Source organism: Agromyces lapidis, assembly GCF_009749405.1.
Lineage (GTDB): Bacteria > Actinomycetota > Actinomycetes > Actinomycetales > Microbacteriaceae > Agromyces > Agromyces lapidis.
This window is the reverse complement of the sequence record NZ_WBIQ01000002.1, coordinates 530,667-542,684: the sequence shown is the minus strand read 5'-3', so window position 1 is coordinate 542,684 and position 12,018 is coordinate 530,667. Positions and strand designations below refer to the sequence as shown.

The window sequence follows — 12,018 nt, the reverse complement described above, 5'->3', positions numbered from 1 at the left end:
GCGGGGTGATGTCACCTCTCAGGAACGCCCCTCGCCCGTGAGCACGGTGTCCGGCTCGTCCTCGTCCGCCTCGGCCTCGGCCTCTGCGGCGTCGACCCCTGCGGACTCGTCGCCGACCTCCGGCGCCGACTCCGCGGCATCCACCCCCTCGGGCTCGTCGACGGGCCGTCGGAGCACCTCGAGGATGAGGAGCGCGAGGAGCGCGAGGAGCACGGTCGTCACGACCGAGGCCGTCGTCACCGGGCGATTGAGCAGGATGACGGCCGCGGCGATCAGCGCGATCGCCCCGGCGATCAGCCCGTGGGAGCGGTCGAGCGCGTGGCCGAACGACCCGGTCGAGAGCCCGTGCTTGTCACCGGCGCGCCGGAGCGCGGCGAAGCCGCTGCCGGCGAAGCCGCGGAGCGAGCGCGCCGGCGCCCACGGCCCGGCCACCCACGCGATCAGTGCGGCGAACAGGCCGAGCACGAGCAGGGCGACGGTCGTCGAGCGCATGGCCTCGGTGAGCTGCGCGTAGATGACCGACGCCGCGTCGCCCGGGATGATGCTCGGGCTGAGGGCCGCGATCACGACGACCTTGCCGATCTCGAAACCCGCCGCGAGGAGCGCCATCACGAAGGCGAAGCCGCCGGCCGTCCAGACGAAGGCCTTCGATCGGCGCTTCGCGACGAGCACGCCCGCGACGAGGAAGGCGAGTGCGACCCAGGGCAGCCAGGTGCCGATGCCGACGGCGAGCGCGTACATCGTCGAGACGAGCACGAAGGCGTCGCCCTGTGCGATGACGATGCTCTGCTCGATGACGGGGATCGCGTCGGCGAACCCGACGCCGCGCTCGGACAGACGCTCCTTCACGGCCTCGATGATCGGGCCGATCTGCACCGACAGGGTTCCGTCGCCGCCGATCTCGAGCATCGCATCGGGGTCGCCCTGCACGGCTGCGACGAACTGGGTGTGGGTCGTCTGCAGCGCCGTGCGCCAGATGTCGGCGAACGCCTCGGAGCTCACGAGCCGGTGCACCACGTCGGCGACGAGCGACTGCAGCCCCTGCGTCGCGGGCGCCTCGAGCAGCCCGAGGGCCGCCTCGGCGCGGGGCGGCAGATCGAGGGCGCGGATGCCGTCGAACAGGTCGGCGGTGAGCTGCGGGATGTCGACCTCGCGTTCGATGGCCGCCGTCACCTGGTCGGAGACGAACTCCTGCACCTCGGGGTCGTCGGCGAGCGGCGCGAAGGTCTGGACGAATCGATCGGTGTCGACGAGCTCGAGGCGGGCCCAGCCGGCGACGACGGCGACGGGGGCGAGCAGCAGACCGATCACGACGAGCACGACGGCGCCGATCGTGCGACCGCGACCGCGACGCTTCTCGGCGACGACCGGAGCGGCCGGCGCACCGGGCACCTCGGTGGTCTCGACGCTGCGCAGGCGCGCGTTCTCGGCTTCGAGCTCGGCGATCCGGGCTTCGAGCTCGGCACTGGTCATCTTCGGCATGTGTCCCCCTAGGCACGACGATAGCGGCTCGGCGCCCCCGGGGCACGTACTCAGTGGATGAAGGCCTTCAAGACGATCATGACGAGGCCGAAGGCGGCCGTCGTGAGGGCGCCGAGCAGCTGCATCGGCCACGGCGCGCCACGACGGCGGTAGGCCACGAATCCGAGCACCGCGAGCACGAGGACACCCGCCCACAGCGCCAGCCAGATGGTCAGGGCGTCGGGCACGACCCGGAGGGCGCCGAGCAGGAGGATCAACGACGGAAGCATCGCCGAGGCGAGCAGTCCGAGCGAGTGCTGCAGTGCGGCGTCGAAGGCCTGCCGCAGGGGCATCACGTGATCGATCGCGAGGCCGTGGCGAGCGACCGTGCCGGCGTAGACATGGGCGGCCCAGAACACCACGACCGTGACGGCGACGATCCAGAACACCTCCCAGGCGGTCGATCCGTGGGTGCCGGCCACCACGATCATGCCCGAGACGAGCACCACGCCGTAGACCGACTCCTCGGTCACGAACGCGGTCCGGACGAGATCGTCCCTGACCTCGGCGGCAGTCCTGCGCCGGTCCCGCTCGCGCGCGGCATCCGTATCTTCGACGCTCATGCCGCCACTCTCTCATGCCGAGGAGCGATACCCCCCGTTCTGGGTGGTGAGAATTGCTCAACTGCTCTGTCGTGCGGCATTCGTTCGGAGTAGCGTGCGAGATGAAACCTGAGACTCCCCCGGGTCCGATGCATCCCGCCGCCGCCTCACCCACGGCGACGAGAGACGACCGTCACCCGCAAGCCCTGCCGCGCCCGCGCACAGCCGCCCCAGTCCATCGCCCCGCCGGGGATCGCCCTGCCCGCCCGGGCCGGGCGAAGCCGCGCAACTCTGGAGGCGACGATGCCACTGCGCACTCAACACGGAACCCGTCCCACGTCACGAGCTCGCCGCAGGTTGCGGCGCTCCCCGATCATCGCCGCAGCCACCGTCGGAGGCCTCCTCCTCGCCGGGCTCGCGATATCGCCGGCCTATGCGGACCACCCCGAAGTGAGCCTGCCCGGCAGCGACTTCGAGATCGACACGAACGCGAATCTCGTGGTCGACGACCCGGCGCCGTCCACCGACTGGGCGGACATCACCGAGGTGCGCAAGCCCGACAAGGCGAGCGGCGCCGGCGACGACTCGTTCGGTCAGGGCTCGAAGGAGGACACCCCGGTGCCCACGGTCGTGGACGGCAGCATCCCGCCGAACAAGAGCGACCTCAAGACCTTCGGCCTCGCGCTCGAGACGAACGACGCGGGGCATCAGTACCTGCACCTCTACTGGCACCGAGTGCAGGACCCGACCGGCACGACGAACATGGACTTCGAGTTCAACAAGTCCAAGGTCCTCTCGGACAACGGGGTGACGCCCGTTCGCAGCACCGGCGACCTGCTGATCCAGTACGACCTCTCGAACGGCGGCACGAACCCGCAGTTGTCCATCTCGACGTGGGTCACCGCGGGAGCCGGCTCGCAATGCGAGGCGAGCAACTCGGTCCCCTGTTGGAGCACACGGACCAACTTCACCGAACTCGGACTCGCGACCGGATCGATCAACGCGACCGCGATCACCGCTCCGAACGCCGACGGACTCGGCGCGATCTCGGCGCGTACGTTCGGTGAGGCGACGGTGGACTTCACCGCACTCGCGAGCACACTCGATCAGTGCGAGACCTTCGGCAGCGCATACCTGAAGAGCCGGTCCTCCGACTCGTTCGCGGCCGCGATGAAGGACTTCATCGCTCCGATCGAGACCGGATTCCCGACCTGTGGCGGCGTGAAGATCAGCAAGGTCACCGACCCCGCCGGTTCGACGGCGGACTTCACCTACACCGGGGACTTCTCGAGCGACCCCTCATCGGACAGCTTCACGCTGAGCGACGGGGAATCTCAGGAGTTCGCGGAGGTGCCGATCGGCGTGACCGGCCATGTGACCGAGTCCGCGCTGCCCGACGGGTGGGATCTCGATCACATCGACTGCAGCCTGAGCACCGATGGAGCGAACATCTCGATCAACGGAGCCGAGATCACCTTCAACCTCGATTCCGCGGCGGACACCGTCGACTGCACGTACTACAACAAGGCGCGCGGTTCGATCACGGTCGAGAAGATCACCGACAGCGGCACGGGAGCATTCGAGTTCACCTCGGAGACGCTCGAACCGTCACCGTTCACGTTGACGACGACGGCAGCCGGCGCAGCAGGCAAGGACTCGGCGGAGTTCGGGAACCTGGTTCCCGGCACCTACGACGTCAGCGAGACGGTTCCCGAGAACTGGCACCTGGTCAGCGCGAGCTGTGCGGGTGACGACGATGGGGATGATCCGGCTGCGATCGAGCTCGATCCGGGCGAGAACGTGGTCTGCACCTTCCACGACGACCGGGATCGAGGCGCCATCAAGATCGTCAAGACCCGCAAGCACGTCGCACTGAACCATGATGGGATCACCGATCACCCGCACGCGGGTGTGACGTTCACCGTCACGGGCGGCGAGTTGCCGGCCGAGGGCGTCACCGGGCAGACCGACGCGAGCGGAGTCGTCTGCTTCGACGGCCTCGTGCTGAGCGACTTCGTCGACGACTACACGGTGACCGAGTCGGTGCCAGCCGGCTACGCGGTGACGAGCGCCAACCCGCAGACCGCGACCGTTGACGTCGCGGGCAGCTGCCCGGGCGGTCCGTACGTCACGAAGAGTTTCACCAACATGCCGCTGACGAACATCACCGTCACGGTCGACTCGCAGATCGACGGTGGAACCGCGTCGACGATCGAGTGCACCCCGACCGATGATCCCGGTTTCGACGAGGTGACCGACGCGAACGGCGACGGCAGCCTCACGCTGAGCGATCGACAGCCGGGCGTGTACGTCTGCACGGTGGTCGTCGACCCGTGATCGGGCGCGACGGAGACGGGTGAACCGAAACGGCCGGGGTGCGCCCCCCGCTCCACCCCGCCGAACGGCGGAACCCCGCAGACCACGGTCTGCGGGGTTCTGTCGATTCGACCGGGATGCCCCTGGCGTCGAACTCGCGCCTACGCGCCGAGGGCGGCGTACACCTCGCGGAGCAGCTGCGCGGTCTCGGACGGCGTCTTGCCGACCTTGACCCCGGCGGCCTCGAGGGCCTCCTTCTTGGCCTGCGCGGTGCCGGCCGAGCCCGAGACGATGGCGCCGGCGTGGCCCATCGTCTTGCCCTCGGGCGCGGTGAAGCCCGCGACGTAGCCGACGACCGGCTTCGTGACGTTCGCCTTGATGAAGTCGGCCGCACGCTCTTCGGCGTCGCCGCCGATCTCGCCGATCATGACGATCGCCTTCGTCTCGGGGTCGGCCTCGAACGCGGCGAGCGCGTCGATGTGGGTGGTGCCGATGATCGGGTCGCCGCCGATGCCGATGGCGGTCGAGAATCCGAGGTCGCGCAGCTCGTACATCATCTGGTAGGTGAGCGTGCCCGACTTCGAGACGAGGCCGATCGGGCCCTTGCCGGTGATGTTCGCCGGGGTGATGCCGACGAGGGCCTCACCGGGGCTGATGATGCCGGGGCAGTTCGGTCCGATGATGCGGGTCTTCTCGCCCTTGTCCTTGGCGTAGGCCCAGAACTCGGCCGAGTCCTGCACGGGCACGCCCTCGGTGATGATGACGAGCAGGGGGATCTCGGCGTCGATGGCCTCGATCACGGCGTCCTTCGTGAAGGCCGGGGGCACGAACGCGATCGAGACGTCGGCGCCGGTCTGCGCCATGGCCTCGGCCACTGAGGCGAACACCGGGAGCTCGACGGGGTTGCCCGAGGCATCCGTGTGCAGCACCGTGGTGCCCGCCTTGCGGGCGTTCACGCCACCGACCACCTGGGTGCCGGCCGCGAGCATACGGGCGGTGTGCTTCGAGCCCTCGCCGCCGGTGATGCCCTGGACGATGACCTTGGAGTCCTTGTTGAGGAAGATCGTCATGTCTGAATCCCTTACTTCGCGGCGTTCGCCAGTTCGGCCGCCTTGTCGGCGCCCTGGTCCATGTTCTCGGCGAGGGTGACGAGCGGGTGCGCCGCCTCCTCGAGGATGCGACGGCCCTCGACGACGTTGTTGCCGTCGAGACGCACGACGAGCGGCTTGTTCGCAGCGGAGCCGAGCTCGGCGAGCGCGCCGACGATGCCCTTGGCGACCTGGTCGCAGGCGGTGATGCCGCCGAAGACGTTGACGAACACGCTCTTGACCTGCGGGTCGCCGAGGATGATGCCGAGGCCGTTGGCCATGACCTCCGCCGAGGCGCCGCCGCCGATGTCGAGGAAGTTCGCGGGCTTCACGTCGCCGTGGTTCTCGCCCGCGTAGGCGACGACGTCGAGGGTCGACATGACCAGGCCCGCGCCGTTGCCGATGATGCCGACCTCGCCGTCGAGCTTGACGTAGTTGAGGTCGAGCTCCTTGGCGGCCGCCTCGAGCGGGTCGGCCGCGGCCTTGTCCTCGAGGAGCGCGTGGTTCTGGTGACGGAACTCGGCATTCTCGTCGAGCGAGACCTTGCCGTCGAGGGCGATGACGTTGCCGTCCTCGTCGAGGATGAGCGGGTTGACCTCGACGAGCGTCGCGTCTTCGCCCGTGTAGACCTCGTAGAGCTTCACGAAGACGTCGGCGACCTTATCGACGAGCTCGGCGGGGAAGTTCGCGGCGACCGCGATCTCACGGGCCTTCGCCGCGTCGACACCGGCGATCGGGTCGACCTCGATGCGCGCGAGCGCCTCGGGCTTCTCGACCGCGAGCTGCTCGATCTCCATGCCGCCCTCGACGCTCGTGAGCGAGAGGTAGGAGCGGTTGGCGCGGTCGAGCAGCACCGAGAAGTAGAACTCCTGCGCGATGCGGGCGCCGCCGGCGACCATGACGCGCTTGACGACGTGGCCCTTGATGTCGAGGCCGAGGATGGCCTTCGCCGCCTCGTACGCCTCGTCGGGGGTCTTCGCGACCTTGACGCCGCCGGCCTTGCCGCGGCCGCCCGTCTTCACCTGGGCCTTGACCACGACGACGCCGCCGAGCTTCTCGGCCGCCGCACGCACCTCGTCGGGGGTGTCGGCGACGATGCCCGGGAGCACCGGGACCCCGTACTGCTCGAACAGGTCTCTGGCCTGGTACTCGTAAAGATCCACGCTCTACTTCCAATCGGTCCGCACGCGCGATCGCGCACAGGGGCTGGTGGGTTTCGGCCCGGAGGGCGACGAAAAACATCTCGACGTCAAGATAAGTGGGCCACCCTCCATGCTACTCCCCGCGCAGCGGGGCCGAGAATCGCGCGGATGCCACGGCGTCCGGCCGCCCGGACCGCGCTCCCCGCGGCGCTCCCCGCGACGCTCGACGCCCACAACGGAGGAGAGCCTCACCATGCTGGTGCGGCGCCCGAGCGGCTGCGAGACTGCCGGTATGACGGATGCCACGACCGAGCCGGCGCACGGCGCCGACCCGCACGACGTGAAGGTGCACGAGAAGCTCAACTGGCTGCGCGCCGGCGTGCTCGGCGCGAACGACGGCATCATCTCGGTCGCCGCCCTCGTCGTCGGCGTGGCCGCCGCCACGACCGATCTCGGTGCGATCCTCGTCGCCGGCGTCGCCTCCGTCGTCGCGGGCGCCATCTCGATGGGCCTCGGCGAGTACGTCTCGGTCTCGACCCAGCGCGACACCGAGCAGGCGCTCATCGCGAAGGAGACGCGCGAGCTCGCCGAGATGCCCGAGCAGGAGCTCGCGGAGCTCGCCGGCATCTACCGCGCGAAGGGATTGAGCGAGGAGACGGCCGACCGCGTCGCCCGCGAGCTCACCGCGCACGACGCGCTCGCCGCCCACCTCGAGGCCGAGCTGCACATCTCCGAAGACGACGTGGTCAACCCGTGGCATGCGGCCGGGGCATCCGCCCTGTCGTTCCTCGTCGGCGCGGTGCTGCCGATGCTCGCGATCCTCCTGCCGCCGCCCGAGTGGCGCATCGCGACGACCTTCCTCGCGGTGGTCGTGGCGCTCGCGATCACCGGCTGGCTCTCGGCCTGGATCGGCGGGGCGCCACGAGGCCGTGCCGTGCTGCGCGTCGTCGTCGGCGGCGCGCTCGCGCTCGTCGTCACCTGGGTGATCGGCGGGCTGCTCGGCGGGGTCGTGTGAGTCGACGAGTCCGCTGAGTCGGCGGGACCGACGCGCTCAGCCGAGGTGCCCGAGCGCGAGCGCCGCGAACATCAGCGCCGCGACGGTCTCGCCGTCGTCGATCTCGCCGTCGCGCACCATGCGCATGACCTCGGGCCACGGCACCGCCCGCACGGCGGTGATGCCCTCTTCGAGTCGGGCCGCGTGCGTGGCCTCGAGGCCGCTGCTCGCATCGGCCGCGCCGGGGCGGCGCAGCCCCGTGGCGAGGTACACGTGCTCCACCGCCCGGGCGATGCCGTTGAGCGCCGTCATGCGGCCGATCGCACGCCAGTCGGATGCCTCGTAGCCGGTCTCCTCGGCGAGTTCGCGCTGCGCGGCGACGAGCGGATCCTCTCCGTCGGTGCCACCGGCCGGCACCTCGATCGAAGTGCCCACCGTGTGACGGTCGATCGTGACGAGCAGCACCTCGTCGGCGTCGGTGACCGCGACCACGAATGCGGCGGGGTGCGCCATCTCGACGACGCCGTAGACGCCCGTCTCGCCGTCGGGTCGCACGACCTCGTCTTCGATCACCCTGATCCACCGGTTCTCGTAGACGGTGCGCGAAGCGCGCGTCGGCCAGTTCACAGCTTCTCGATCGGCGCGATCTTGATGAGGAGCTTCTTCTGCCCGGCGCGGTCGAACGAGACGTGCGCGATGCGCTTGGTGCCCTCACCGGTGACCTGCGTGACCTTGCCCTCGCCGAAGTCGGCGTGCCGGATGCGGTCGCCGGCCTCGAGGGTGAGGTCGCCGTTGTCGCGCACGGTGCCGGTGACCTTGTTCGCCCACTCGGTCTTCGGCTTCTCGGAGCGGGTGACGCTGAAGCGTTCGAGGTCGCGGTCGCGGGTGCCCCAGGCGCCGCCGCCAGCCCCGCCCTGGCCGAAGCCGCGACGGGCGTTGAGCGCTCGCGGCTGCGAACCGCCGCGGCTCGTGGCCATGCCGGGCGACTGGCGCCAGTCGATGAGCCCCTCGGGGATCTCTTGGAGGTACCGCGAGGGCATCGCCACCGCGACCTCGCCGAACTGGGCGCGGCTCATCGCGAGCGAGAGGTAGAGGCGCTTGCGCGCACGCGTGATGCCGACGTAGAAAAGGCGTCGCTCTTCGGCGGGACCGCCGGGCTCGGAGGCCGACATCTGGTGCGGCAGCAGCCCCTCTTCGATGCCCGTGAGGAAGACGGCGTGGTATTCGAGCCCCTTGGCCGTGTGCAAGGTCATCAGCGAGACCGTGCCCGAGGCGTCGTCGAGCTCGTCGGCCGCGGCGACGAGCGAGACCTGGGTGAGGAAGTCGACGAGCGTCGCACCGGGATTCTCGCGGTCGAAGTCGCGGGTCTGGGCGACGAGCTCTTCGACGTTCTCGGCGCGCGTCTCGTCTTGCGGGTCGCGGCTGTTGCGGAGTGCGTCGAGCAGCCCCGAGCGCTCCATCAGGAACACGAGCACCTCGGAGATCTTCGAGGCTCCCTCGTTCGTGCCCGCGTCGATGCCGGCCTGCGAGGGCACGAGCATCGCCGCGGCCTCGTCGAGCACGTCGGCGAGCGCGGAGATCGCCGCGGTGACCTTCGGCCCGAGCCCCAGCCCGCCGGCCGATCGCATCGCCTGACGGAACGTCAGTTCGTTCTGCTCGGCGAACTGCGCGATCGTGGTCTCGGTGGCGGGCCCGATGCCGCGCTTGGGGGTGTTCAGGATGCGTCGGAGCGCGAGCTCGTCGAGCGGGTTCGCGACGGCGATGAGATAGGCCATCGCATCTTTGATCTCGGCGCGCTCGTAGAACTTCGTGCCGCCGACGACGCGGTACGGCAGCGCCGAGCGCACGAAGATCTCTTCGAGCGCACGGGTCTGCGCGTTGGTGCGGTAGAACACGGCGATGTCGCGGTAGGCGACGCCCGAGCGGTGCAGCGACTCGATCTCGTCGGCGATGAACTGGGCCTCGTCGTGCGCCGTGTACCCGGTGTAGCCGACGATCTGCTCGCCGTCTCCGTCGGCCGTCCAGAGCTTCTTGTCTTTGCGGTCGAAGTTGTTCGAGATGACCGCGTTCGCCGCCGAGAGGATGTTCTGGGTCGAGCGGTAGTTCTGCTCGAGGAGCACCACCTTGGCGCCCGGGAAGTCGCGCTCGAACTCGACGATGTTGCGGATGTCGGCGCCGCGGAACGCGTAGATCGACTGGTCGGAGTCGCCGACGACGGTGAGGCTCGCTCCGGGGATCGACCCCGTCGCGTCGGTCATGCCGCGCACGAGGATGCCGTGCTCGTCGAGCTCTGACACGATCGCCGGCGCGACCGGTCGGGTCAGCTCGCGGATGAGCGAGTACTGCGCGTGGTTCGTGTCTTGGTACTCGTCGACCAGGATGTGCCGGAACCGCCGCTGGTAGAGCGCCGCGACCTTCGGGAAGGCGCGGAAGAGGTAGACGGTCTCGGCGATCAGGTCGTCGAAATCGAGGGCGGATGCCTCGCGCAGGCGCCGCGTGTACTGCCGGAAGATCTCGAGGAACATGACCTCTTGCGGGTCGTTCATGTTCGCGTTGCGTGCGTGGCTCTCGACGTCGGCGAGTTCGTTCTTGAGCTTCGAGATCTTCGCCTGCGCGCTCGCAGGCGTGAAGCCCATGGTGTCGGCGTCGAGTCCCTTGATGATGCGCTTCAGGATCGTGCGCTGGTCGGCCGAGTCGTAGATCGTGAACGTCGACGAGAGGCCGAGCGACTCGGCCTCGCGGCGCAGGATGCGCACGCACGCCGAGTGGAACGTCGAGATCCACATGCCGGACGCGCTGTCGCCGAGCAGCGCCTGCACGCGCTCGCGCATCTCGGCGGCGGCCTTGTTCGTGAAGGTGATCGCGAGGATCTGGCTCGGCCAGGCATCGCGCATCTCGATGAGGTGCGCGATGCGGTGCGTGAGCACCCGGGTCTTGCCCGAGCCGGCGCCCGCGACGATCAGGAGCGCCGGGCCGCGATACTCGACCGCCTCGCGCTGCTGCGGGTTCAGGCCCTCGGTGAGGGGCGAACCGGGGCCGGAGGGGTCGTCGGAGCGTGCGGGGGGCGCCTCGCGCCAGCCGGCCGGGTCGTCGGGGTCGAGGATCAGCGTCATGTCGCCTTCAAGTCTAGGCGCGGCCCCCGACATGAGCTCCGTCGGTCGAGGAGGCGCGCAGCGCCGTATCGAGACCACGCCGCCCAGATGGCCCCGATATGCTTCTTCGTCGCTACTCGGCCGACCGCGCGAAGTCCGCCCGCGCCTCCACGCCGAGATCGGGGTGGTCGACGAAGACGCCGTCGACGCCGGTCGCGAGCACCTCCGCGAACTCGGCGGCCCAGTCGCCGTAACCCGACCGGGTGGTTCCACGTCGGCGCTTCGCCGTGAGGAATCGGTTCTCGGGGCGCAGGGTCCACGTGTAGACCTCGAGCCCCGCGCCGTGCGCCGCCTCCACGAGGGCAGCTCCGCGCAGGGGCGACCCCGTGGCATCCGACGACCGCGCGGGCGGAGCGCCGACGAGACGCGGCGTGCCGACGCTCACGCCGTCGAAACGGCCCGAGAGGCCGCGCAGGCCCCGCTCGGTCACGAAGTCGTCGTAGCGCGGGGCGCGGCGCCCCGCGGCGAGCACGAGGTCCCACGGCGAGCCCGAGTTCTCGATGAGGAACACCCGGCGCCCGCGGATGCCGCGCACCCCGAGCCGATCGAGCAGGGTGGGCTCGAACGCCTCCATGATCAGGCGCTCGTCGCCCGAGCCCCATCCTGCGGCGCCGAGCTCGGCCGCGAACAGCTCGTCGAGGGGCAGCCCGAGCGCGTCGAAATGCGCGGCGTGCTTGAACTCCGCCACCATCCGCAGCATGCGCCGCTGCTCGTCGGCCGCGCGGTCGATGAGTTCGAAGAGCTCGCGCAGACGGATGATCGGGTAGCGCCCGTCGAAGCTCGCGCTCGCGTGTCTGAGCGATCCGAGCCGCTCGCGCGACCGCAGGGTCGCGAGCTCGGCCCAGGTGAAGTCCTCGGTGAACCAGCCGGTGAGCGGCTTGCCGTCGATCTCGCGGGTCGTACGGCGGGCGGCGAACTCGGGTCGCGACGCGACATCCGTAGTGCCCGAGATCTCGTTCTCGTGCCGCAGCACGAGCACGCCGTCGCGGGTTGCGACGAGGTCGGGCTCGACCGCGTCGGCGCCGAGCGCGAACGCGAGCTCGTACGCCGATCGCGTGTGCTCGGGGCGGTATCCCGGCGCCCCGCGGTGACCGATCACGAGCGGATGCCGGGCGAGGTCGGGCTGCATGGGCCCCAGCGTAGCCAGCCGCGCTTCGCCGGCAGGTGCGGCGCCGCGGAATTCCGCGAGAACTCACGGCGTTGTCTCGAAGAACTCGGGTAGGTTTGTTACCTGGCACGGATGCCGCATCCGGTCGCCGATCC

At 69.9% G+C, this 12,018-nt stretch carries 9 protein-coding genes; 2 read left to right on the top strand and 7 right to left on the bottom strand.

All coding sequences use genetic code 11. The features are described 5' to 3' along the window. Window positions 1-18: 18 nt before the first annotated feature. The gene (locus tag GQQ93_RS05870; protein WP_157423277.1) at window positions 19-1,482 is read right to left on the bottom strand and encodes a hypothetical protein; all 1,464 of its coding nucleotides are present in this window, start codon (window positions 1,480-1,482) and stop codon (window positions 19-21) included. A gap of 50 nt (window positions 1,483-1,532) precedes the next feature. Further along, the gene (locus tag GQQ93_RS05865) at window positions 1,533-2,084 is read right to left on the bottom strand and encodes a hypothetical protein (RefSeq protein ID WP_157423276.1); all 552 of its coding nucleotides are present in this window, start codon (window positions 2,082-2,084) and stop codon (window positions 1,533-1,535) included. A 429-nt stretch (window positions 2,085-2,513) separates the two neighbouring features. On the opposite strand from GQQ93_RS05865, the gene GQQ93_RS05860 reads away from it, so the two are divergent. Then, a complete protein-coding gene (locus GQQ93_RS05860) occupies window positions 2,514-4,400 on the top strand; it encodes a prealbumin-like fold domain-containing protein (RefSeq protein ID WP_157423275.1) in 1,887 nt (628 codons plus the stop codon). Between the two features lie 140 nt (window positions 4,401-4,540). On the opposite strand, the gene sucD is transcribed toward GQQ93_RS05860, so the two are convergent. Together sucD and sucC are read right to left on the bottom strand one after the other, a co-directional pair. Further along, complete coding sequence (gene sucD / locus GQQ93_RS05855) at window positions 4,541-5,449, bottom strand: succinate--CoA ligase subunit alpha (RefSeq protein ID WP_157423274.1); 909 nt, start codon at window positions 5,447-5,449, stop codon at window positions 4,541-4,543. An 11-nt stretch (window positions 5,450-5,460) separates the two neighbouring features. Further along, window positions 5,461-6,630: an ADP-forming succinate--CoA ligase subunit beta gene (gene sucC / locus GQQ93_RS05850; RefSeq protein WP_157423273.1), complete on the bottom strand. Its 1,170-nt coding sequence runs from the start codon at window positions 6,628-6,630 to the stop codon at window positions 5,461-5,463. 271 nt (window positions 6,631-6,901) lie between these two features. Here sucC and GQQ93_RS05845 point away from each other — a divergent pair, with 271 nt between their 5' ends. Further along, window positions 6,902-7,624 carry a VIT1/CCC1 transporter family protein gene (locus GQQ93_RS05845; RefSeq protein ID WP_157423272.1) on the top strand — a complete coding sequence of 241 codons (723 nt, stop codon included), beginning with the start codon at window positions 6,902-6,904 and terminating at the stop codon, window positions 7,622-7,624. A 36-nt stretch (window positions 7,625-7,660) separates the two neighbouring features. Here the strand turns inward: GQQ93_RS05845 and GQQ93_RS05840 are convergent, their stop codons facing one another. The 3 genes from GQQ93_RS05840 to GQQ93_RS05830 form a co-directional block, all read right to left on the bottom strand. Beyond that, entirely contained in the window at window positions 7,661-8,230 is a 570-nt protein-coding gene (locus GQQ93_RS05840) for an NUDIX domain-containing protein (RefSeq protein ID WP_157423271.1), read from the bottom strand. Further along, on the bottom strand, window positions 8,227-10,716 hold the full coding sequence (locus tag GQQ93_RS05835; protein WP_212277259.1) for an ATP-dependent helicase: 2,490 nt from the start codon (window positions 10,714-10,716) through the stop codon (window positions 8,227-8,229). The genes GQQ93_RS05840 and GQQ93_RS05835 overlap by 4 nt, the downstream gene beginning before the upstream one ends. A gap of 112 nt (window positions 10,717-10,828) precedes the next feature. Continuing rightward, window positions 10,829-11,884 carry a glycerophosphodiester phosphodiesterase family protein gene (locus GQQ93_RS05830; RefSeq protein WP_157423269.1) on the bottom strand — a complete coding sequence of 352 codons (1,056 nt, stop codon included), beginning with the start codon at window positions 11,882-11,884 and terminating at the stop codon, window positions 10,829-10,831. Window positions 11,885-12,018 lie beyond the last annotated feature (134 nt).